21 protein-coding genes are annotated in these 21804 nt (G+C 74.0%); 11 read left to right on the top strand and 10 right to left on the bottom strand.

Features of this window, described 5'->3' with window-relative positions; translation table 11 throughout:
- Positions 1 to 74 precede the first annotated feature (74 nt).
- From ACFFJG_RS16190 to holA, 4 genes are all read left to right on the top strand, one after another.
- Positions 75 to 932 (top strand): DegV family protein, encoded by an 858-nt coding sequence (locus ACFFJG_RS16190; protein WP_378519820.1) that lies wholly within the window; start codon positions 75 to 77, stop codon positions 930 to 932.
- Between the two features lie 337 nt (positions 933 to 1269).
- Positions 1270 to 2130 carry a helix-hairpin-helix domain-containing protein gene (locus ACFFJG_RS16185; protein ID WP_378519819.1) on the top strand — a complete coding sequence of 287 codons (861 nt, stop codon included), beginning with the start codon at positions 1270 to 1272 and terminating at the stop codon, positions 2128 to 2130.
- A 2-nt stretch (positions 2131 to 2132) separates the two neighbouring features.
- Positions 2133 to 4412 (top strand): ComEC/Rec2 family competence protein, encoded by a 2280-nt coding sequence (locus tag ACFFJG_RS16180; protein ID WP_378519818.1) that lies wholly within the window; start codon positions 2133 to 2135, stop codon positions 4410 to 4412.
- A gap of 12 nt (positions 4413 to 4424) precedes the next feature.
- Positions 4425 to 5411, top strand: a complete 987-nt coding sequence (gene holA, locus ACFFJG_RS16175) for a DNA polymerase III subunit delta (protein ID WP_378519817.1) — start codon at positions 4425 to 4427, stop codon at positions 5409 to 5411.
- A 73-nt stretch (positions 5412 to 5484) separates the two neighbouring features.
- Here the strand turns inward: holA and rpsT are convergent, their stop codons facing one another.
- The 3 genes from rpsT to ACFFJG_RS16160 all read right to left on the bottom strand — a co-directional run bounded on the left by rpsT (position 5485) and on the right by ACFFJG_RS16160 (position 7804).
- Entirely contained in the window at positions 5485 to 5745 is a 261-nt protein-coding gene (rpsT, locus tag ACFFJG_RS16170; protein ID WP_378519816.1) for a 30S ribosomal protein S20, read from the bottom strand.
- 146 nt (positions 5746 to 5891) lie between these two features.
- Positions 5892 to 6845, bottom strand: coding sequence for an aminoglycoside phosphotransferase/kinase family protein (locus tag ACFFJG_RS16165; RefSeq protein WP_378519815.1), 954 nt, complete (start codon positions 6843 to 6845; stop codon positions 5892 to 5894).
- Positions 6842 to 7804 carry a phosphotransferase family protein gene (locus ACFFJG_RS16160; protein ID WP_378519814.1) on the bottom strand — a complete coding sequence of 321 codons (963 nt, stop codon included), beginning with the start codon at positions 7802 to 7804 and terminating at the stop codon, positions 6842 to 6844. Before ACFFJG_RS16160 ends, ACFFJG_RS16165 begins: the two co-directional genes overlap by 4 nt.
- Positions 7805 to 7888: 84 nt before the next feature.
- On the opposite strand from ACFFJG_RS16160, the gene ACFFJG_RS16155 reads away from it, so the two are divergent.
- On the top strand, positions 7889 to 8416 hold the full coding sequence (locus ACFFJG_RS16155) for a GNAT family N-acetyltransferase (protein ID WP_378519813.1): 528 nt from the start codon (positions 7889 to 7891) through the stop codon (positions 8414 to 8416).
- On the opposite strand, the gene ACFFJG_RS16150 is transcribed toward ACFFJG_RS16155, so the two are convergent.
- Positions 8395 to 9330, bottom strand: coding sequence for a DMT family transporter (locus tag ACFFJG_RS16150; RefSeq protein WP_378519812.1), 936 nt, complete (start codon positions 9328 to 9330; stop codon positions 8395 to 8397). The two genes, ACFFJG_RS16155 and ACFFJG_RS16150, sit on opposite strands and share 22 nt — an antisense overlap.
- 92 nt (positions 9331 to 9422) lie before the next feature.
- On the opposite strand from ACFFJG_RS16150, the gene lepA reads away from it, so the two are divergent.
- Together lepA and ACFFJG_RS16140 are read left to right on the top strand one after the other, a co-directional pair.
- Entirely contained in the window at positions 9423 to 11294 is a 1872-nt protein-coding gene (gene lepA / locus ACFFJG_RS16145) for a translation elongation factor 4 (protein WP_378519811.1), read from the top strand.
- Positions 11295 to 11305: 11 nt separating this feature from the next.
- Positions 11306 to 11788 carry a HutD/Ves family protein gene (locus tag ACFFJG_RS16140; RefSeq protein WP_378519810.1) on the top strand — a complete coding sequence of 161 codons (483 nt, stop codon included), beginning with the start codon at positions 11306 to 11308 and terminating at the stop codon, positions 11786 to 11788.
- On the opposite strand, the gene ACFFJG_RS16135 is transcribed toward ACFFJG_RS16140, so the two are convergent.
- Both ACFFJG_RS16135 and ACFFJG_RS16130 read right to left on the bottom strand, forming a co-directional pair.
- The gene (locus ACFFJG_RS16135; RefSeq protein WP_378519809.1) at positions 11769 to 12893 is read right to left on the bottom strand and encodes a winged helix DNA-binding domain-containing protein; all 1125 of its coding nucleotides are present in this window, start codon (positions 12891 to 12893) and stop codon (positions 11769 to 11771) included. The genes ACFFJG_RS16140 and ACFFJG_RS16135 overlap by 20 nt on opposite strands.
- Positions 12894 to 12897: 4 nt before the next feature.
- Positions 12898 to 13350 (bottom strand): XdhC family protein, encoded by a 453-nt coding sequence (locus ACFFJG_RS16130; protein ID WP_378519808.1) that lies wholly within the window; start codon positions 13348 to 13350, stop codon positions 12898 to 12900.
- Between the two features lie 23 nt (positions 13351 to 13373).
- Between ACFFJG_RS16130 and ACFFJG_RS16125 the strand changes: the two genes are divergently transcribed.
- The 3 genes from ACFFJG_RS16125 (at position 13374) to hemW (ending at position 17531) form a co-directional block, all read left to right on the top strand.
- Positions 13374 to 14306 (top strand): aminoglycoside phosphotransferase family protein, encoded by a 933-nt coding sequence (locus ACFFJG_RS16125; protein ID WP_378519807.1) that lies wholly within the window; start codon positions 13374 to 13376, stop codon positions 14304 to 14306.
- Between the two features lie 142 nt (positions 14307 to 14448).
- Complete coding sequence (locus ACFFJG_RS16120) at positions 14449 to 16269, top strand: AMP-dependent synthetase/ligase (RefSeq protein ID WP_378519806.1); 1821 nt, start codon at positions 14449 to 14451, stop codon at positions 16267 to 16269.
- Between the two features lie 44 nt (positions 16270 to 16313).
- Positions 16314 to 17531 (top strand): radical SAM family heme chaperone HemW, encoded by a 1218-nt coding sequence (gene hemW / locus ACFFJG_RS16115; protein ID WP_378519805.1) that lies wholly within the window; start codon positions 16314 to 16316, stop codon positions 17529 to 17531.
- A gap of 10 nt (positions 17532 to 17541) precedes the next feature.
- Here hemW and ACFFJG_RS16110 read toward each other — a convergent pair whose 3' ends face one another.
- From ACFFJG_RS16110 to ACFFJG_RS16095, 4 genes are all read right to left on the bottom strand, one after another.
- The gene (locus ACFFJG_RS16110) at positions 17542 to 18390 is read right to left on the bottom strand and encodes a DUF3097 domain-containing protein (RefSeq protein ID WP_378519804.1); all 849 of its coding nucleotides are present in this window, start codon (positions 18388 to 18390) and stop codon (positions 17542 to 17544) included.
- 388 nt (positions 18391 to 18778) lie between these two features.
- On the bottom strand, positions 18779 to 19147 hold the full coding sequence (locus ACFFJG_RS16105) for a hypothetical protein (protein ID WP_378519803.1): 369 nt from the start codon (positions 19145 to 19147) through the stop codon (positions 18779 to 18781).
- Positions 19148 to 19212: 65 nt separating this feature from the next.
- Positions 19213 to 19896 carry a DUF2470 domain-containing protein gene (locus ACFFJG_RS16100; protein WP_378519802.1) on the bottom strand — a complete coding sequence of 228 codons (684 nt, stop codon included), beginning with the start codon at positions 19894 to 19896 and terminating at the stop codon, positions 19213 to 19215.
- Positions 19897 to 19943: 47 nt separating this feature from the next.
- Positions 19944 to 20795 (bottom strand): MBL fold metallo-hydrolase, encoded by an 852-nt coding sequence (locus ACFFJG_RS16095; RefSeq protein ID WP_378519801.1) that lies wholly within the window; start codon positions 20793 to 20795, stop codon positions 19944 to 19946.
- A gap of 70 nt (positions 20796 to 20865) precedes the next feature.
- Here ACFFJG_RS16095 and hrcA point away from each other — a divergent pair.
- Positions 20866 to 21804 (top strand): heat-inducible transcriptional repressor HrcA (gene hrcA, locus ACFFJG_RS16090; RefSeq protein ID WP_378519800.1); only part of this gene is annotated, 939 nt, incomplete at its 3' end.

Genomic DNA, 21804 nt, shown 5'->3' with positions numbered 1-21804 from the left:
TCGGTCCCGCCGCTCGCTCGACCTCGTGACCCACGCGTGGCACTCGTTCCTCGTGCCCCGCTAGGGTCGCTGACATGCCGCGCGTGGTCGTCGTCACGGACTCGACCGCGAGCCTCCCCGCCGAGCTGGTGGAGGCTCGCGGCATCCGGGTCGTGCCGCTGCAGGTGGTGGTCGGTGCCCAGGTGCTCGAGGAGGGGCCGGGCGGCGCGACGCCCGACGTCGTCGCGGAGGCGCTGCGCGAGTTCGTGCCCGTCAGCACCTCGCGACCCGCACCCGCGCTGTTCGCCCAGCTCTACCGCGCCCTCGCCGCCGACGGCGCCGAGGAGATCGTCTCGGTCCACCTCTCCGGCGAGATGAGCGGCACCTTCGAGTCGGCCCAGCTCGGGGCCCTCGAGGTCGACCTGCCCGTGCACGTCGTCGACTCCGGCCAGGTCGGCATCGCCACCGGCTACGCCACCCTGACCGCCGCCGACGTCGTCGACGCCGGGGGCAGCGGCCAGGACGCGGCCGAAGCGGCGCTGGCCCGGGGCCGCGCGGCCACCTCGCTGTTCTACGTCGACACCCTCGAGCACCTGCGCCGCGGCGGGCGCATCGGCGGGGCCGCCGCCCTGCTGGGCAGCGCGCTCGCGGTCAAGCCGTTGCTGGAGATCGTCGACGGCAAGGTGGTCCCGCGCGAGCGCGTCCGCACGGCGTCGCGCGCCCTCGCCCGCCTGGCCGACCTCGCTGTGGAGGCGGCCGGCGACCTGCCGGTCGACGTCTGCGTCGCCCACCTCGCCAACCCCGAGCGCGCCGCCGAGCTCGCGGCCTCGCTCACCGAGCGCCTGGCCGACGGGCTCGAAGGCCGCGAGGTGATGTGCGGTGAGCTCGGCGCGGTCCTCGGCGCCCACGTCGGGCCCGGCATGGTCGCCGTCTGCGTCTCGCCCCGCCCCTGACGGCGTACCCCCCCGCTGGCGTACGCGGGCGGGCGTCCACGGGGTGACTCGAGCGGACCGTTGTCCGCTCGACGCACGCCATGGCGTGCGTCTAGCGTCAACCGCGGTCGACTAGTCCGCCCTGGCTCCGCCTCGCCCCGCTCGTGCCGCCCGCTGCCGCTTCACCATGGGATGTCGGTCGATGCGCACTTCCCGAAGGCAGCTGCGTGGGGGAAGTGCGGGTCCAGCGACATCCCATGGTGAAGCAACACGGGGGAGGCGCGGCCGCGCCGACGCCTGTCCACAGATCGCTCCGAGGGTCTGTCGGCGCAGGGTCCGCGCTTCCTAGCGTGGAGGCATGCGACGGTCCCAGTCCTCCTCCGAGCACGCCGAGGCGGTGTCGCGGCGGCTGGCGACGCTGAGCGCCGAGCTGGCCGCCGTACGCGGCGAGTCCGGGGCCGCGCCGGGCCCTGAGGGCGAGGGGCCCACCCACACCCGGGTGCGCGACCGCGGGGAGCCGCCCGCGCCCGTCGTGCTGCCGGTCCCCGGACGCCACGCCTCCCGGCGGCTGCGGGTCGGCGGCTTGCAGCTCGGCCCGCTCCACCTGGCGCTCGTCGCGGTGGTCGCGGCCGTCGCCGTCGGGCTCGCCGCGTGGTGGGCGGTGCGCGACCAGGCCGAGGCCGTGCCCCTCGCCCCCGCGACCCCCACCGCCGCGCCGCCGCTCGCTGCCGTGCCCGGCTCGGACGGACCCGCCGCGGGGGAGCAGCCGGCGGAGAGCGCCGCCGCGGGCGGGGTGGAGGTGGTCGTCGACGTCGCGGGCAAGGTACGTCGCCCGGGCATCGCCGTCCTGCCGCCGGGATCCCGGGTGGTCGACGCGATCGAGGCGGCGGGCGGTGCGCGGCGGGGCGTGGACCTGGCCGGCCTCAACCTCGCCCGGGTCGTCGTCGACGGCGAGCAGATCCTCGTCGGCCCCGCGCCGGCAGCGGGGGTCGCGGGGAGCCTCGGCGCGCCGCCGGCCGGTGACGGGGCGCTGGTCAACCTCAACGCGGCCGACCAGGCGGCCCTGGAGTCGCTGCCGGGGGTCGGCCCGGTGACCGCCGAGGCGATCCTGGCGTGGCGCTCGGAGCACGGCGCGTTCACCTCCGTCGACGAGCTCCTCGAGGTCGACGGCATCGGCGAGGCGACCCTGGCCGACATCGCGCCCCACGTGACCCTCTGACCGTGGTGCCCGCGCCGCCCGACCTCCGCGCGCTCGCGGTCGGTCTCGGCGCATGGTGCGGCGCGCTCCTCGCGCTGGTCCTCCCGGGCATGGCCGCGGTGGCGTCCGTGCTGCTGGTCGTCGCCCTCGTCGGCATCGGGGTGCGCCGACGGTGGTGGGGCCCGGCCTGGCTCGGCCCGCTGGCCGCCCTCGTCGCGGTCGCCGGCGTGGCCGCGCTCCAGCAGGCGGTCGTCTCGACGTCACCGGTGGCGGCGCTGGCCCAGCGCGGCGCCGTCGTGGAGGTCCGGCTCGACCTGACGTCCGACACCCGGGTGGTGCCGGGCCAGTACGGCGACCTCCGGGTCGTGCAGGCTCGCGTCCAGCGCCTCGAGGGGCGGGGGAGCGCCTGGTCGCTCGACGTGCCGGTCGTGGTCATGGCCGCCGAGGACTGGCCGCGCCTCCCGCTCGGCACCGTCGTCGACACCTCGGCCCGGCTGGTGGCCTCCGACGACGACGTAGCCGCCCTGGTGCGTCCGCTCGGTGACCCGCGGGTCGTCCGTCCACCCTCGGGGTGGTGGGACGGCGCGGCGGCGGTGCGGGCATCGGTGCGCTCGGTCGTCGCGGGTCGCGACGCGGACGCCCGCGAGCTGGTGCCGGCGCTGGTGGTGGGTGACGACGGCGGGCTCGCCCCCGACCTCGCCGACGACTTCCGGACGACGGGCCTGACCCACCTCCTCGCGGTGAGCGGCACCAACCTCACCCTGGTCGTCGGCTTCCTGCTCGTGCTGGGGCGCTGGGCCGGCGTCCGTGGGCGGTGGCTGCACGTGCTCGCCGCCGCGGGCATCGTCGGCTTCGTCATGACGGCGCGGGCGGAGCCGAGCGTCGTGCGCGCGGCGGCGATGGGCACGGTCGCCCTCCTCGGCCTCGGGCGCAACGGTCGCTCACGGGGCACGCGCGGGCTCGGGGTCGCGGTGCTGGGGCTGCTCCTGCTCTGGCCGCGCCTGGCGGTGAGCGCGGGCTTCGCGCTGTCGGCCCTCGCGACCGCCGGCATCCTCCTGCTGGCCCCCGGCTGGCGTGACGCCCTCGCACGCTGGACGCCGCGCTGGGTGGCCGAGGCGGTCGCGGTGCCGCTCGCGGCGCAGGTCGCCTGCACGCCCGTGGTCGCGGCCCTCTCGGGACAGGTCAGCCTGGTGGCCGTCGGCGCCAACCTCCTGGCCGCGCCGGCGGTCGCCCCGGCCACGGTCCTCGGGCTGGCGGGCGGCCTGCTGGCGCTGCTGTGGCACCCGACGGGGACGGTGGTCGCCGCCCCGGCCGCGTGGTCCGCCCAGTGGATCATCGCGGTGGCCCGGACCGGGGCGGCGGTGCCGACGGCGGCCGTGGCGTGGGGGACCGGACCGGTCGCCCTCGCCGGGCTGACCCTCGCCTGCGTGCTGGCCGTGCCGCTCGCCCCGCGGCTGCTGCGCCGGCCCGGGTCCGCGCTCGCCTGCACCGGACTGCTCGTCGCCGTCGTCGTGGTGCGCCCGCCGAGCCCGGGGTGGCCGCCGGAGGGCTGGGTGCTGGTGGCCTGCGACGTCGGCCAGGGCGACGGCCTGGTCCTGCGCGCGGCTCCGCGCACGGCGGTCGTGGTGGATGCCGGTCCCGACCCCGAGGCGATGGACTCCTGCCTCGACCGGCTCGGGGTCCGCGCGGTGCCGCTCGTCGTGCTGACCCACTTCCACGCCGACCACGTCGACGGCCTCGACGGGGTGCTCGAGGGGCGCGAGGTCGGCCGGGTGGAGTCCACCTCGCTCCTCGAGCCGGCCGGCGGCGTCAGGCTCGTCGGCGAGGCGGTCGGCGCCGCGCCGGACGTGGCGGCCTACGGCACCACCCGGCAGGTCGGCGACGTGAGGATGCAGGTCGTGTGGCCGCGCCCGGGCGCCGGGCCGGGCGCGGCGGGGGAGAGCGCGCCGAACGACGCCTCGGTGGTGCTCCTGGCGCAGGTGCGCGGCGTGCGGGTGCTGCTGACCGGCGACGTGGAGCCGTCGGTGCAGGCCGCGCTCGCGCGCGACCTGCCGGGCCTGGCCGTCGACGTGCTGAAGGTGCCCCACCACGGCAGCCGGCACCAGGACCTCGACTGGCTGTCCTCGCTGGGCGCCCGGGCGGCGCTGGTGTCGGTGGGCGCCGACAACGACTACGGCCACCCCTCGCCCGACCTCCTCACCGCCCTCACTGCGGCGGGCATGCAGGTGTGGCGCACCGACCTGTCCGGCGACGTCGCCGTGGTCGCGCGGGAGGGAGGGGTCGGTGTCGTCGCGCGCCGATAGGATCGCCGCACCATGGCACGTACTCCCACCGCCGCCCAGGTCCTCGGCCACGTCGTCCTCGTGACGGGCAAGGAGGAGTACCTCTCCGCCCGCACGGTGGCGTCCGTGCGTGACGCCGTGCGGGCCCACGACGGCGACGCCGAGATGGCGGAGTCGCAGGCCGCGGAGCTCACCCTGGCCTCGCTGGGCGAGATGTCGGCGCCCTCGCTCTTCTCCTCGATCCGGTGCGTGGTCGTCCGCGGGCTCGAGGACCTGCCCGACGAGTCCGTCGACGGGCTCCTGGGCTACTGCGCGGCCCCGTCCGAGGACGTCGCCCTCGTGCTCGTGCACTCCGGCGGCCAGAAGGGCAGCGGCGTGCTGACCAGGCTGCGCAAGCTCCCCGCCGTGACGGAGGTGAAGTCGGAGGAGGTCAAGCCTTCCGAGATGCCGGCGTTCGTGACCTCCGAGGTCGCCTCCCACGGCGCCCGCATCGCCTCCGCCGCGGCGGCGTTCCTCGTGCAGGCGGTGGGCAACGACCTGCGCTCCCTCGCGGCCGCGGCCGACCAGCTCACCAACGACTTCCCCGACGAGCAGCTCACGGTCGACAAGGTCCAGCGCTACTTCGGCGGTCGTGCGGAGGCCAAGTCGTTCACGGTGGCCGATGCCGCGTTCTCCGGACGTCGGGCGCAGGCGCTGGAGGAGCTGCGCTGGGCGCTCGACACGGGCACCGCGACGGTCCTGGTCACCTCGGCGATGGCCGCCTCGGCGCGGAGCATCGCGCGCTACCTCGGCGCCTCGCGGGGCGCCCGCGACGCCGACCTGGCCCGCGACCTCGGCGTCCCGCCGTGGAAGGTCCGCACCGTGCGCGACCAGTCACGCTCCTGGAGCGCGGAGGGGATCGCCGCCGCGGTCCGCGCGGTCGCGGTCGCCGACGCCGACATCAAGGGGCAGGCGCACGACGCGTCCTACACCCTGGAGCGGCTGGTGCTCACCGTGGCGGGACTGCGCGAGGCGCGCTGAGGCAGCGGGTCCGTCCCGGGCCCGAAATGCAGAACACCCGCCACGAGGGCGGGTGCTCGGCGGAGGGCTGCGGTCAGAGCGACGCGGCCTTCTTGGCGATCGAGGACTTGCGGTTGGCGGCCTGGTTGGCGTGGATGACGCCCTTCGAGGCGGCCTTGTCGAGCTGCTTCATCGCGTCGCGACCGGCGGTCAGAGCGGCGTCCTTGTCGCCTGCCTCGGACAGCTCGCGGAACTTGCGAACGGCGGTCTTCAGGCGCGACTTCACGGCCTGGTTGCGCTGACGCGCCTTCTCGTTCTGCTTGTTGCGCTTGATCTGGGACTTGATGTTCGCCACGTGTGGATCCTTGAGTGCTCGACCGGAATCGGAAAGTCTGGTGCTTGTCGGCTGCCTGGCAATCCCTCCCATCGGGACGGGGAGGGTCGGGTGCCGGACGCGCAGTGAGGAACTCTACCGGCACGCCTCGTGCGCGCCCAAATCGCTCAGTCGGGCTCGTGCCCCGTACGCCGTGCGACGGCTCCCAGCATCCGCCTGGACTCGGCGATGCGGAAATCGTTGATCGTGGGCAGGTTGACGTCGACCGCGACGACCGAGCGGAGCGCCAGGTGGCTGCCGAAGCCGGCCAGGAACGCCGTGACGACCTCGTCACCAGCCTCCGCCAGGGCGGCGGAGCCCGCCACGGCGTCGTCGAACCACGCCTCCTCGACCCGCTCCATCCGGGCGAGCAGCGGGTCGACCCAGGCCGGCCCGCGGGCGGCGACGCCCCAGTCGACGAAGACCACCTCGCCCGAGGGCCGGCGCAGCAGGTTGTCGACGCGGATGTCCCAGTGCAGGACCCGCAGGTCGGGGCGGGCGGCCTCGCGTCGCAGCACGTCGGCCCAGTCGCGGCGGTCGGCCCGCAGCCACGCCGGGACCGGGGCCGCGGGCGAGGCGTGGGGCAGGGAGTCGAGCGAGTCGGCCCACTTCACGAACGTGTCCGCCGCCTCGACCAGCGCGACCGAGGGCGGCGCGCCGCGCTCGGCCAGGACTGCGGAGAGCCGGTCGGTGCCGGAGAGGACGGCGCCGACCTCGGCTGGGTCGGTGAAGTCGGGGTGGCGGCCCTCGACGTCCTCGACGAGCAGCGCGACCCAGTCGCCGTCGTCGTAGGACGCCAGCAGCCGGGCCCACAGCTCGTGCGCGCCGAGGTGCTCCAGCACGCCGACCTCGCGCCGGAACAGGCCGGGGGTGTCGGGGTTGAGCTCCGCGCCGACCGCCTTGACGAAGGCGCGGGTGCCGTCGGCGCAGGTCAGCCGGGTGGCGCAGCCCGGGGACATCCCGCCGACCTGCTCGGCGGTGGCGACGACCGGGGAGCCGAGGGTGGCGTCGACCCAGGCACGCACCCGTCCGGGCACCGCGGCGTAGGGCAGGCGTACGCCGACGGCCCGGGGCGCGGTCACGACCAGCCCCGGCGCTCGCACAACCAGTCCCAGCACACCTCGCCCTGCCAGCGCTGGTGCTCGCGCAGGTGCGGCGACGTCGGGGGCACCGGCTGCTCGCACTGGGAGAGGAAGTAGCCGACGTAGAGGGCGAGCGCGATGTCGAACGTCTCGGCCGGCACGTCGCGCAGGAGCCGCCGCGACGCGATGACGGCGTCGACGTCGATGCCCTCGCCCCGGGGCGCGATGAGCGCGGCGAACGAGTCGAACCACGCCGCCCCGCGCACCGGGAAGTTCCAGTCGCACACCACCGCGCGCCCGTCGGGGCCGAGGATGACGTTGTCCGAGCGGATGTCGGTGTGCACGAGGGTGTCGCCGTCGACGACCTCGGCGAAGCGGCCGGCCAGCGCCTCCGCCTCGGCCACGTGGCTGGCGTCGAGGTCGTCGCGGTGCGCACGCACCTGCGCCCAGGCGGCCGGGAGCCCCGCGAGGTCCACGGAGGCGTCGTCCAGCTGCAGGGCGGCCGGCGGCGGGGTGGTCTCGTCCACGACCACCTCCAGCGCGTCGAGCAGCGCGTCGAGCTCGCTGGACACCCACGGACGCTGCGGCGGCCGGCCCTCGGCGTACGCGATGCCGAGCACCACCCAGTCGTCGTCGAGGTGCCAGAGCAGCCGAGGGGCCGGCACCGACGCCGGGAGCGCGGCGAGCTTGCGCGCCTCCTCGCGGTAGGCGTCGGCGAACATCCGCTGCGCCTTGACCGAGGCGGCCTTCACGAAGTGGCGCGAGCCGTCCTCGCAGACCAGCACCGAGGCGAAGCCGGGGGTGAACCCGGTCGTGCGCGAGTGCGCCTCGACCACCGGCGACCCGCACCTCCGCTCGACGTACGCCCGGAGGTTCGGCGGCAGGAAGGCCCACTCCAGGCGGCGCGCCGTCCGCTCGTGGGGTGCGGGGTACGGGGCGAGCGGCGCGCGGCGGGACATGCGGGCATCCTTCCCCACGCCCCTCGGCCGACCCCACCCGATATCGGGTGGAGGCCGTCGGCCGCGCAGCGACAGACTGGGGCCGTGCCCGAGCTGATCCTGCCGACCACCGCCGTCCGCGACTCCTTCCTCGAGGCGATGGAGGAGTTCGTCGCCGAGGGTGCGGAGAACAGCCAGACGGCGGCCTGGATCGAGACGAACGGCGACGGGTGGTCGAGCGCGGAGGGGTTCGCGGCCTTCGTCGAGGCGGTGCGCGCGGACGCGCTGGAGGACTCGCCGCGGCCCGAGTGGCACGTGCCCTGCACGACCCTGTGGTGGGTCGACGGCACCGACTACCTCGGCCGGCTGGCGATCCGGCACCGGCTGACCGACTTCCTGCTGGAGGTGGGCGGCCACATCGGCTACGACGTACGCCCGACGCGGCGTCGCGAGGGCCACGCGACCGCGATGCTCCGGGCGGCGCTGCCGTGGGCGCACGACCTCGGCATCGACCCGGCGCTGGTCACCTGCGACGAGACCAACGTGGCGTCGGCGCGGGTGATCGAGTCGGCGGGCGGCGTGCTGGAGGACGTGCGGGGCGTCAAGCGGCGCTACTGGGTGCCGACGTCCTGAGCGTCGTCACGCGCCCCGACGGGCGCCGGGGTGCGGCGCGTGCGGGTGGCGGCGCCGACGCCGACGACCGCGACGACCAGACCGACGAGCTGGGTGGCGGTCAGCGTCTCGTCGAGGACCAGCCAGGCGAGCACCGCCGTCACGGGCGGGCTGAGGAAGAACAGGCTCGCGGCCGCGCCCGAGCCGCCGCGCAGCACCAGCAGCGACAGCAGCACCAGCCCGACGATCGAGTTCACGACAGCCAGGAACAGCACGGAGACGACCGCCCGGTGGGTGTCGCTGACCGGCCAGAGGCCCTCGGTGAGCCAGCCGAGCACCAGCAGCGGGGGAGCGGAGACGGCGAACTGGACCGCGGCCGACCACAGCAGGTCGGGCCGGGCGCCGATCCAGCGCTGGCCGAGGGTGCCGAGGCTGAGCGTGAGCATGCTGAGGCAGCCCACCAGCACGGCGACCGGCCCGCCGGCGTGGCCGAGGTCGGAGCCGAGCACCAGCAGCACGCCGACCACCCCGACCGCGAAGCCGCCGACCTGGAGGCGGGTGACCCGCTCGCCGAGCAGCGCCGCGGCCAGGAGCGCGGTCAGCACCGGGCTGAGCGCGTGGAACAGGGAGGCGAGCGTGGCGCCCAGGCCGAGGTCGAAGGCGACGTACATCAGGCCGAACTGCACCGCGTTCATCACGAGCCCGACCGCCGCGACCCGTCCGAGCACCGCGCGGTCCATCCCGGTCGGACGGCGCAACGCCAGGGCGAGGGAGGCGCCGAGGACGGCGGCCAGCACGAAGCGCCACCCGAGCACCGTGAACGGTGCGGCGGCGTGGACCGCCGCCGGCCCGGAGATGTAGCCCGACGACCAGACGAGCACGAACGCGGCCGCCGGCACGAGGGGCAGGTGGGATGCGTGCGGCGGCCGGGTCACCGTCGCACGCTAGCGAGCGTCGTCGGTTCGGCGCCCCCGGGGCTGCATGGAAGAATGGCCCCGCCCCGCCGTCGTACTCCCGAAAGCAGTCCGTGAGCCTCTCCCACGCACCGAAGCCTGGCTCGACCGACCCGTCGATCATCCGCAACTTCTGCATCATCGCGCACATCGACCACGGCAAGTCGACGCTCGCCGACCGGATGCTGCAGCTCACCGGGGTCGTCGACGAGCGGGCGTCGCGGGCGCAGTACCTCGACCGCATGGACATCGAGCGCGAGCGCGGCATCACGATCAAGTCGCAGGCCGTGCGGATGCCCTGGACGGTCCCCGCCGACAACGAGCAGGGCGCCGAGCCCGGCACCTACGTGCTCAACATGATCGACACCCCGGGCCACGTCGACTTCACCTACGAGGTCTCGCGCAGCCTCGAGGCGTGCGAGGCCGCGATCCTCCTGGTCGACGCCGCGCAGGGCATCGAGGCCCAGACTCTGGCGAACCTCTACCTCGCGATGGGGGCCGACCTCCACATCATCCCGGTGCTCAACAAGATCGACCTGCCGAGCGCCAACGTGGAGAAGTACGCCGCCGAGCTCGCCGGCCTGGTCGGCTGCGAGCCCGAGGAGGTGCTGCTCACCAGCGCCAAGACCGGCGTCGGCGTCGAGGCGCTCCTCAACGAGATCGTCCGGCAGACGCCGGCCCCGACGGGCGACGCCGACGCCCCGGCCCGCGCGCTGATCTTCGACTCGGTCTACGACACCTACCGCGGCGTGGTCACCTACGTCCGCGTCGTCGACGGCAAGCTCAGCCACCGCGACCGGATCAAGATGATGTCGACCAACGCGGTCCACGAGATGCTCGAGGTCGGCGTAATCAGCCCCGAGCCGGTCAAGGCGGGGGAGATCGGCGTCGGCGAGGTCGGCTACCTCATCACCGGCGTGAAGGACGTGCGCCAGTCGCGCGTGGGCGACACGGTCACCTCGCAGCACCACGGGGCCACCGAGTCGCTCGGTGGCTACAAGCACCCGAACCCGATGGTCTACGCCGGTCTCTACCCGATCGACGGCGACGACTACCCCGGCCTGCGCGACGCGCTCGAGAAGCTGCAGCTCAACGACGCCGCGCTCACCTACGAGCCCGAGACGTCCGGCGCGCTCGGCTTCGGCTTCCGCTGCGGCTTCCTCGGGCTGCTCCACATGGAGATCACCCGCGACCGGCTCGAGCGCGAGTTCGACCTCGACCTCATCTCGACCGCGCCCAACGTGGTCTACGAGGTCGTCATGGACGACGGCTCGCGCCACGAGGTGACCAACCCCAGCGAGTACCCCGACGGCAAGGTCGCCGAGGTCCGCGAGCCGGTGGTGAAGGCGACGATCCTCGCGCCGTCCGACTTCATCGGCACGATCATGGAGCTGTGCCAGCTCAAGCGCGGCAACCTGCAGGGGATGGACTACCTCTCCGAGGACCGCGTCGAGATGCGCTACACGCTGCCGATGGGCGAGATCGTCTTCGACTTCTTCGACCAGCTGAAGTCGCGCACCAAGGGCTACGCCTCGCTCGACTACGAGCGCTCGGGCGAGCAGGCCGCCGACCTGGTGAAGGTCGACATCCTGCTGCAGGGCGAGCCGGTCGACGCGTTCAGCGCGATCATCCACCGCGACGCGGCGTACTCCTACGGCGTGATGATGGCCGGCAAGCTCAAGGACCTCATCCCGCGCCAGCAGTTCGAGGTCCCGATCCAGGCCGCCATCGGCGCCCGGGTGATCGCCCGCGAGACCATCCGCGCGATCCGCAAGGACGTCCTCGCCAAGTGCTACGGCGGCGACATCAGCCGCAAGCGCAAGCTGCTCGAGAAGCAGAAGGCGGGCAAGAAGCGGATGAAGAACATCGGCTCGGTCGAGGTGCCGCCGGAGGCGTTCGTCGCCGCCCTGTCCACCACGCAGCCCGCGGAGAAGGCCAAGAAGTAGTGGCCCGGGTCGTGCGCAGCGACGACGTCGCGCCCCAGCCGTGGGCCGACGGCGGCGGCACGACCCGCGAGCTGCTCGTCGCCGACGACGGGGCCTGGCGCGTCAGCCTGGCCGACGTGGCGGCCGAAGGGCCGTTCTCGCGGTTCGCGGGCTGGCGCCGGCTGCTCACGGTGGTCGAGGGCACGGTGCTCGAGCTGCTGGTCGACGGCGTGTCGCACGTCGTCGAGCCGCAGCGCCCCTTCGCCTTCTCCGGCGACGACGACGTCGTCGCGCGGCTGCCGGAGGGTCCGGTCCGGGCACTCAACGTGGTCGCCGACCCGTCGGTCTCGCCCCACGTCACGGTCCTCGAGCTCGGCCGCGGCTCGGCCCTGCCCCTCGCCGACGACCAGGCGGCCTACGTGCTCACCGGCCCGGACGCCCGCAGCCTCGTCGTCGGACCGGGCGAGGTGGCCGGGCGCTGCACGGTCGCCGTCGTCACCCTCGACCGGGGCTGACCGACCCGCGCCCGAGGTCCTCGCGGCTGAGCGTCACGGAGGCGACCTCGATGCCGAGCGCCGCCTCCAGCGCGGCGACGGGCGCGTCGAGCTCGCCCGAGCGCGGGCGGCGGGTACGGGCGAACCACACCACCTCGAGCGGTCGGCGGCGCGCCGAGCCGGTGGCGCGCCAGTAGCCGGTGATCCGCCCGTCGACCAGGAGCGGGGGCAGCACCATCCCGTTGGCGCCCGACCACAGCCGGTCGAGGTGGTGGCGCTCGGCGAACCGCACGCGCGCGGACGGCTCGTAGGCGCACATCAGGGCGTCGAACTCCGGCAGCAGCCGCACCCCGTGGTCGGTCCGCGACGCCGGCGCGTCGGGGAGGGAGACGTACGTGCGCCCGTCGGGGCCCTCGTCGGCGAGCAGCCCGTCGAGGCCGGCGAGCACGTCGTCGACGACGCGCAGCCCCAGCCCCGACCACCAGGCGACGTCGTGGCGCGAGGCCGGGCCGTGGCAGCGGAGGTGGAGGAGCACGGCGTCGCGGAGCGTGGCGGCGACGACTGGCGGCAGCGTGCGGTACTCGGGCGCGCCCTGACCCGCCCAGTCGCCGTTGACCGGGCGCCGCACCAGGCCGCCGTGGCCGAAGGCGAGGTAGCGCCCGGCCGCGTTGCCGGTGACGTCGTCGCGTCCCTCGTGGGTGACCAGCCAGCGGTGGAGGTGGTCCTGCAGCTCGTCGGGCGTGCGCCACCCGGCGGCGAACTCCTCGGTGGCCGTCCACAGGTCGTCGAGGCTCGAGCGCTCCAGCTTGAGCATGCGCTGCCACAGGGTGCGCTGGCCGACCCGGGTCGCCGCGCCGAGGGCGGCGTACTGCGCGGGGGTGGCGGTGTGGACGGTGCCGCGGATCGTGCTGCCGCGCACCAGCGAGCCGTCCTCGTACGCCGCCTCGACCTCGGCGCGGGTGGTGCCGGGGAATCGCGCGGCGAGCGCCAGGAACGGTGACCGGGCGGTCTGCGACTGGACCGGCCCGACGAGGTCCAGGCGCGCCGCCACCCCGGACCCGCCGGGGTCCTCCGGGAGCTGGCGGGCGAGCGCAGCCGCGGCGAGGTCCTCCCAGGACAGCGGCACGGCCTCAGCCGCGCATCGGACCGCCGGGGCGGCCGTAGGACTCCGCGACCACCTCGGCCACGACGGACAGGGCGATCTCGCCGGGGCCCTTGCCGCCGAGGTCGAGCCCGGCCGGGACGTGCAGCGTGCTCGTGTCGACGCCCTCGGCGGTGAGCTCCTCGACGAGGCCGGCGGCGCGGCGGCGGCTGGCCATCATGGCCACGTAGGCGGCGCCCGAGCCGAGCGCGTGGCGGAGGACCGCCGGCGCGTCGGGGGCGTCGTGGTCGCAGAGCACGACCGCGTCGCCCGGCTGCGGGTCGAGCCCGGGGCCGCCGTCGTCGTCGGCGACCACCACGACCTCGCGACCCGCAGCGGTCGCGATCGTGGTGATCGCGCGGGAGATCGGGTTGTCGCTGAGCACGAGGAGGCGCCCGTGACGGACCTCCGCGTCCGACCAGGGCTGCTGCCGCTCGCTCATGGCGCCCACCCTAGGCTCGCGACGTGCCCGTCACCATCCCCGAGGACCTGCTCGCGCAGCGCTCGCTCGGGGCCGACTGGAGCGCCTGGCTCGACCGGCTCCCGCGGCTGGCGGCCGACCTCCTCGAGGAGTGGCACCTGCGGCCGACCGGTCCGAGCCGGCACGGGCACTGCTCGCTGGTCGTGCCGGTCACCGACGCCGACGGGGTGCCCGGCGCCCTCAAGGTCACCTTCGACGGCGACGAGGAGTCGCAGCACGAGGGACTGGCGCTGCAGCGGTGGGGCGGTGACGGTGCCGTACGCCTGCGGCGTGCCGACCCTCGCCGGCGGGCGTTGCTGCTCGACTGGCTCCCCGGCCCCGACCTGGCGGACGCCTGGGACGTCGAGGCCTGCGAGGTCGTCGGCGCGCTCTACGGCCGGCTCCACGTGCCCCCGCTGCCGCAGCTGGCGAGCCTCGCGTCGTACGTCGGACGGTGGCTGGACGAGCTCGACGGGCTGGGACGCGACCTCCCGGTGCCGCGGCGCTACGTCGAGCAGGCGCTCTCGCTCGGGCCCGACCTGCTCGCCGACGCACCCGAGCCGGTCGTCGTGCACGGCGACCTGCACTACGCCAACGTGATGGCCGACGACGCGGGGGAGTGGCACGCCATCGACCCGAAGCCGATGGTCGGCGACCCGCACTACGAGCCCGCGCCGATGCTCTGGAAGCGGATGGAGGAGCTGACCGGTCCGCTGGCCGTGGGGTCGCTGCGCGACGGCCTGCGCCGCCGGTTCCACGCGCTGGTCGACGCGGGCGGGCTCGACGAGGCCCGGGCCCGCGACTGGGTGGTGGTGCGGATGGTCGTCAACGCCGGCTGGACCGTCCAGGACGCCCGGGCGGCCGGACGCGGCCTGGAGCCGGACGAGCAGGACTGGATCACCCGGTGCATCGCGATCACCAAGGCCGTCCAGGACTGACGACGTCCCGCAGGGCGGACGATTCCGGCGCGTTTGCTACCGCCCGGTAAACACAGTGATCTAGGTTACAGCCCAAGTCAGCAGCCCAGCCCCCGCAGCGAGGCTTCGTCCGCCTCGCCCCGACGGAATGAGTAGGTCCCCGATGGCGGTCCCGATCGACACCAGCTTCCTCGCCAGCATGCCGGCCAACGTGGCCGTCCAGTTCTTCGACCGGGTCACCGCGACCCCCGACGCCGAGGCCTTCCGCTTCCCCCGCGGCGAGGCCTGGGAGTCGGTGACGTGGAAGCAGGCCGGCGACCGCGTCGAGGCGCTCGCCGCCGGCCTCGTGGCGCTCGGCGTCCAGCCCGAGCAGCGCGTCGGGATCGCGTCGGGCACCCGCTACGAGTGGATCCTCGCCGACCTGGCGATCATGTGCGCCGCCGGCGCGACCACCACGGTCTACCCGAGCACCAACGCCGAGGACACCGTCTACATCCTCGGCGACTCCGAGAGCCGCGTCGTCTTCGCCGAGGACGACGAGCAGCTCGCCAAGCTCACCGCCCACCGCGCCGAGCTGCCCCACGTCGGCAAGGTCGTCACCTTCGACGGCCGCGCCGACGGCGACTGGGTGATCTCCCTCGACGACCTGGCCGCGCTGGGCAAGGAGCTGCTCGCCGAGCAGCCCGACGTCGTGCGCACCACGTCGCAGGCGATCCGGCCCGACCAGCTCGCGACCCTGATCTACACCTCCGGCACCACCGGCCGGCCCAAGGGCGTGCGGCTGCGCCACTCCTCGTGGGTCTACGAGGGCGAGGCGATCCGCGCGCAGGGGATCCTGTCGGAGAGCGACCTGGAGTTCCGCTGGCTGCCGATGGCCCACTCGTTCGGCAAGGTGCTGATGTCGACGCAGATGGCGTGCGGCTTCGCCGCCGCGATCGACGGTCGCGTCGACAAGATCGTCGACAACCTGGGTGTCGTGAAGCCGACCTTCATGGGTGCGGCACCCCGCATCTTCGAGAAGGCCCACGGCCGCATCGTCACGATGCAGGCCGCCGAGGGCGGCGCCAAGGAGAAGATCTTCCAGAACGCCTTCAAGGTCGGCCTGCAGGTCGCCCGGCTCAAGGACGAGGGCAAGCCGGTGCCGCTGGGCCTGAAGGTGCAGCACGGGATCTACGACAGGCTCGTGTTCACCAAGATCCGCGACCGCTTCGGCGGACGCGTCCGGTTCTTCATCTCCGGTGCTGCGGCGCTCAACCGCGACATCGCCGAGTGGTTCGGCGCGGCCGGCATCACGATCCTCGAGGGCTACGGCCTCACCGAGACGTCCGCGGGCTCGTTCGTGAACCACCCCGACGCCAACAAGTTCGGCACGGTCGGTCCGGTCTTCCCCGGCAGCGAGGTCAAGCTCGGCGAGAACGACGAGATCATGATCAAGGGTCCCGGCGTCATGGACGGCTACCACAACCTCCCCGAGGAGACGGCGCGCACGCTGACCTCCGACGGCTGGCTGCACACCGGCGACAAGGGCACCCTCGACGCCGACGGCCACCTGGTCATCACTGGGCGCATCAAGGAGCTGTTCAAGACCTCGGGCGGCAAGTACATCGCCCCGCCGGCGATCGAGTCGAAGTTCAAGGCGGTGTGCCCCTACGCCAGCCAGTTCATGGTCTTCGGCGACGAGCGCAACTACTGCGTCGCCCTCATCACCCTCGACCCCGACGCGATGGCCGGCTGGGCCGACGAGAACGGGATGTCCGGGGCGTCCTACACCGACCTCGTGCGTTCCCAGGCAGTGCAGCAGATGGTCGCCGGCTACGTCGACGACCTCAACACCCACCTCAACCGGTGGGAGACGATCAAGAAGTGGAAGCTCCTCGACCACGACCTCACCGTCGAGTCGGGCGAGCTGACGCCGTCGATGAAGGTCAAGCGCAACGTCGTGGAGGACAACCACAAGGCGCTCATCGAGGAGATGTACGCCTGAGCCGGGACTCCTGAGCGGGGGTGTGCGCGTGGTTGGATACCCGCGTGCCCCCCGCTCAGCCCGACGGTGACGTCGCCCCCGAGGACGGCCTGCTGCCCGACGAGGCGTGGGCCGAGTTCGGCAGCAAGCCCTTCGGCCTCTACGTCCACGTGCCGTTCTGCAGCGTGCGCTGCGGCTACTGCGACTTCAACACCTACACCGCCCACGAGCTCGGCGACGAGGTCGGCGCGAGCCGCTCGACCTACGCCGAGGCGGCGATCCGCGAGATCCGCTTCGCGCGCCAGGTGCTCGGCCACCGCGACGTCCCGATCGAGACCATCTTCTTCGGCGGCGGCACGCCGACCCTGCTGAAGGCGGCCGACCTCGGCGCGATCGTGGCGAGCGCCGCGGCGGAGTTCGGCCTGGTCGACGACGTCGAGATCACCACCGAGGCCAACCCCGACAGCGTCGCGGCCTGGGACCTCGAGGAGCTGCGCACGGCCGGCTTCAACCGGATCAGCTTCGGCATGCAGTCCGCCGTCGACCACGTGCTGCGCACCCTCGACCGCACCCACGACCCGCTGCGGGTGCCGGCGGCGGTCGACTGGGCGCGCCAGGCGGGCTTCGACGACGTCAGCCTCGACCTCATCTACGGCACGCCGGGGGAGTCGCTCGCCGACTGGGAGACCTCGGTCGAGGCCGCCCTGTCGTGCTCGCCCGACCACGTCTCGGCGTACTCCCTCATCGTGGAGGAGGGCACCGCGATGGCGCGCCAGGTCGCGCGCGGCGAGCTGCCGATGCCCGACGAGGACGACCTCGCCGACAAGTACCACCTCGCCGACGAGCGGTTCGCCGCCGCCGGGATGCAGTGGTACGAGGTCTCCAACTGGGCCACCTCGCCCGACCACTGGTGCCGCCACAACCTGCTCTACTGGACCGGCGGCCACTGGTGGGGCGTCGGTCCGGGCGCGCACTCGCACGTCGGTGGCGTGCGCTGGTGGAACGTCAAGCACCCCGCGGCGTACGCCGAGCGGCTCGGCCGCGGCGTCTCGCCGGCGCTCGCGCGCGAGGTCCTCGGCTACCGCTCGCAGCGCATGGAGCGCATCCTGCTCGAGATCCGCCTGGTGGAGGGGCTGCCGGTGTCCGCGCTCGAGGCCACGGGCCGCTCGCAGGTCGCCCGACTCGTCGCCGACGGACTGGTCGAGCTGTCGGCCGAGCGGCTCGTGCTCACCCAGCGCGGCCGGCTGCTGGCCGACGCCGTGGTCCGCGACCTCGTGGACTGACGCCGGCGGCCTACGGCGCGGTGGTGAAGTCGATGAGCTCCTCGACCCGGCCGAGCAGCTCGGGCTCGAGGTCGGCGTAGGAGCTGACCCGGCCCAGGACGTGCTTCCAGGCGCGGGCGATGTCGGCCTGGTCGCGGTGCGGCCAGCCGAGCTGCTGGCAGGTGCCCTTCTTCCAGTCGATGCCCTTGGGCACGTGGGGCCACCGTGCGATGCCGAGGCGGTCGGGCTTCACCGCCTGCCAGATGTCGATGAACGGGTGGCCGACGACCAGGACGTGCTTGCCGATGGGCGAGCGGGCGATGCCCTGCGCGATCCGCGCCTCCTTCGAGCCCGCCACCAGGTGGTCGACCAGCACGCCGACGCGCCGCTGCGGGCCGGGCCGGAAGTCGCGCAGGTGGTCGGCGAGGTCGTCGACGCCGCCGAGGTACTCCACGACGACGCCCTCGACGCGCAGGTCGTCGCCCCAGACCTTCTCGACCAGCTCGGCGTCGTGGCGGCCCTCGACGAAGATCCGGCTCTGCCGCGCCACCCGCGCCTTGGCGCCGTGCACGGCGATCGATCCCGAGGCGGTCCGGGTGGGGGCGGCGGGCGCGCCGCCGCGCACCGGCCTGGTGAGGATGACCGGCTTGCCCTCGAGCAGGAAGCCGGGGCCGAGCGGGAACGTACGCCGCTTGCCGCGCCGGTCCTCCAGCGTCAGCGTGTCGATGTCGCGGTCGACGGCGACCACCTCGCCGCACCAGTCGGTCGTGACCTCCTCGACCACCATGCCCAGCTCGGTGGGCACCTCGGTGGCGCGGCCGCGGGCGGGGCGGCGCCAGTCGGTGGAGAGTACGTCGGTTCCGTAGCGATCGGCAGGCACTGGTCCACGTTAGGCACACCAGGCTCACGACTCGGGGTGGCACGCCGTGGGTGCACGGACGACTACGTGGAGGACGGAACCTTCCGCCCGGTGCGCCTCGCGCCGTGGGTGGACCTGTTGGTCTCGCTGGGCAGCGTGGCCCTCGCGGCCGCGTGCATTGTCGGGTTCTTCGTCTGGCTGGCGTGACGCAGTGAGGCGACGTCGCCGCTGGAGTCTGAGTCGCTAGGAGACTCAGTCTGCATCCCGGGCGTGTCGGGGTGTCCGCGGTGCCTCCGCTGGACCCTGAGTCGCGGGGAGACTCACTGTGCATCCCGGGCGTGTCGGGGTGTCTGCGGTGCCGCCGTCGGACCTTGAGTCGCTGGGAGACTCAAGGTCCAGCGCGACGAGGTCAGCCGCCGGCGATGCCGGCGCCCTCGGCGCCGTCGCCCTCGTTGGCATCGGAGCCGCCGGACTCACCCGACTCACCCGAATCGCCCGACTCACCGACGGGAGGGTTGCCCAGGTCTTCCTGGGTGTCGTCCATCCCGAGCTCCTCGCGGCTCTTGGTCTCCTCGGCGTCGGGGTCGAGCGGCTCGGCGAGGGGGTTGTCCTCGCCGGGCTGGAGGTCCTCGGGGAGCTGGTCGTCGGAGATGCCGCCGAGGGTGGCGTCGTCGGGGGAGGCGGTGCCGCCGGAGTGGTCGGAGTCGGCGGGGCTGGTGCCGCTCGTCGCCTCGGGGTTCTCGGTGGACTGGGCCGGGTCGGGGGCGTTGTCGCTCATCCGTCCTTGCTACCCGCGCACCCGGCGGCGGGCCAGCCCCCTGGGGGTGGGGCGGGCGGGGCCTCTCAGCAGAGGCCGGCGTGCAGGTGCGCCCGGAGTGCCGCGCCGAGCTCCTGCGGAGACGTGACGGGTCGGGCGAAGTCGATGCGGTGCGGGTGGGCGCCCGCCTCGTCGAGCCAGGCGACCTCGGCGCCGCTCGGGTCGACCGAGACGAGCGCGGCGGCCAGCAGAGACCGGAGGGGCGCTCCGACGGCGGCGGCGATGGCGGTGCGCAGCTCCGGCCCGTGCGCGTCGTTGGCGTGCTCGACGGTGCGCTGCAGGTAGCCCGGGTTGAGGACGTGCCGGCGGTCGCGGAACAGGGTGACGTCGACGGGCACGGGTCGGTCGTCGCGGAAGAGCGTCACGCGTGCGAGGTCGAGACCGACCAGCGCGCGGGGGTCGCCGCAGCACCCGCAGCCGGCGCCCCGCTGGCGCAACGTGCCCTGCAGGAACAGGTCGAGCCGCTGCCCGGCCGAGCCGGGGGCGGAGAGGCCGCTGACCACCTCGACGACCCCCACCGCGTTGCCCTGCGAGGCCGCGACCAGGGCCGAGCCCTCCGGCGCGCTGAAGACGGGCGAGCCGTGCACGTCGGTGGTCACGTCGCAGTCGTCGTCGCCGAAGACCTGCCTCTCCTCGTGGACGCGGAGCGTCATCGACCGCGCGCACGACAGCACGCTGCGCGCCAGCAGGGCCGCCTCGGACGGGATCACCGCGCCTCCTCGAGTTAGGTAAGGCGACCCTAACTCAATAGGCGGTGTCAGGCGAGGGGCAGCTGGCGGTGGCCGCGCGGGAGCTGCTCGTAGCCCCTGCGGACGGCGCTCTCGAGCCGCTCGCGCTCCCAGGGCCACTCACCCGTCACGAGGGCCTGGTCGACCGGGACGCCCCGTGCGGCGAGGTCGCGGATGGTCTCGGCGATGACGCCGAGCTCGATGCGCTGGTCCTGCACGAAGTCCTTGTCGACGACCCGGCCGTGACCCGGGACGACGACGGTCGCCGGGGTCATCAGCCCGAGCACCAGGTCGAGCGTGGTGGGCCACTCCAGCGGGAACGAGTCGTCGCCGATGAAGGGGGGGTCGGACTCCTCGACGAGGTCGCCGCCGAGGACGACGTCGGCGTCGGGCACGCGCACGACCAGGTCGCCGGCGGTGTGGCCCCGGCCGGGGTGGACGAGCTCGACGGCCCGGTCGCCTAGGTCGAGCTGCACCGCGGAGGAGAAGACGTGCGTCGGAGGCAGCACGGTCGTGGCCAGGACCTCCTCGCGGCGCGGGTGGTCGGTGGCCTGCTCGTACATCTCGAAGGTGTGGCCCGACGACACCTCGACGTGGTCGCGGGCCCACTCGGTCGCGTGGATCGGCATCGCGCCGAACTCCTCGACCATCGTGGCGTTGCCGAAGTGGTGGTCCCAGTGCTCGTGGGTGTTGACCAGCGCGGTGAGCGGTCCGGCGCCGAGGCGGCGCACGTCGTCGGCGACGACGCGGGCCTGCTCGGCCGAGCCGTGCGTGTCGACCATGACCAGACCGTCGGACCCGCCGACGAGCACGATGTTGACGTGCATCCAGTCGTAGTGGGCCACCCACACGCGAGGGGCCACCTCTTCGAAGTCGGGCATGTCGGCGACCCTACGGCGTGCGAGTAGAGTTGGCACTCCCGTCAGACGAGTGCCAGCGAGGAGGGTTCCTGTGGTGGACGACCGCAAGCTCGACGTGCTGCGCGCCATCGTGGAGGACTACGTCGCCACCGAGGAGCCCGTCGGCTCGAAGGCGCTCGTCGAGCGCCACGGCCTGGGCGTCTCGCCGGCGACCGTCCGCAACGACATGGCCGCGCTGGAGGACGAGGGCTACATCCACCAGCCCCACACCAGCGCCGGACGGGTGCCCACCGACAAGGGCTACCGGCTCTTCGTCGACAAGCTCGCCACGCTCAAGCCGATGAGCGCGGCGGAGCGGCGCGCGATCTCGACGCTGCTCGACGGCGCGGTCGATGTGGACGACGTCGTACGTCGCTCGGTGCGACTGCTGAGCCAGCTGACCCGACAGGTCGCGATCGTGCAGTACCCCACGCTCTCGCGCTCGACCGTGCGCCACGTCGAGCTCGTCGCCCTCACCCCGACCCGGCTGATGGTGATCCTCATCCTCAGCAGCGGGCGGGTCGAGCAGCGCCTCGTCGAGCTCGACGAGACGGTCGTCGACACCGAGCTCGCCGAGGTGCGATCAGCGGTCAACCAGGCCAGCGCGGGCGTGCAGATCGCTGCCGCCGCGACCGCCCTGGGCGACCTCCCCGAGACGGTGCGACCCGAGCTCGTCGACGTCACGCGCGCGGTCGTCTCCGTGCTCACCGAGGCGATGTCCGACCACCGCAGCGACGAGCGGGTCGCCGTCAGCGGCACCGCCAACCTGGCGCGCTACGGCGACTTCGACACCGCCGTCCGCCCCCTCCTCGAGGCGCTCGAGGAGCACGTCGTGCTGCTCAAGCTGCTGGGGGAGTCGGGCGTCGACGCGCTCACCGTGCGCATCGGCCACGAAGGCCCCTACTCCGAGCTCGCCGCGACCAGCGTCGTGGCCACCGGCTACGGACCGCAGGAGCTCCACCTCGGCTCCCTCGGCGTGGTCGGCCCCACC

Source organism: Nocardioides zeicaulis (assembly GCF_042432345.1).
Taxonomy (GTDB): Bacteria; Actinomycetota; Actinomycetes; order Propionibacteriales; family Nocardioidaceae; genus Nocardioides; species Nocardioides zeicaulis.
Note: the sequence above shows the minus strand (reverse complement) of the source record. Positions and strands in the feature narration are given on the sequence as shown.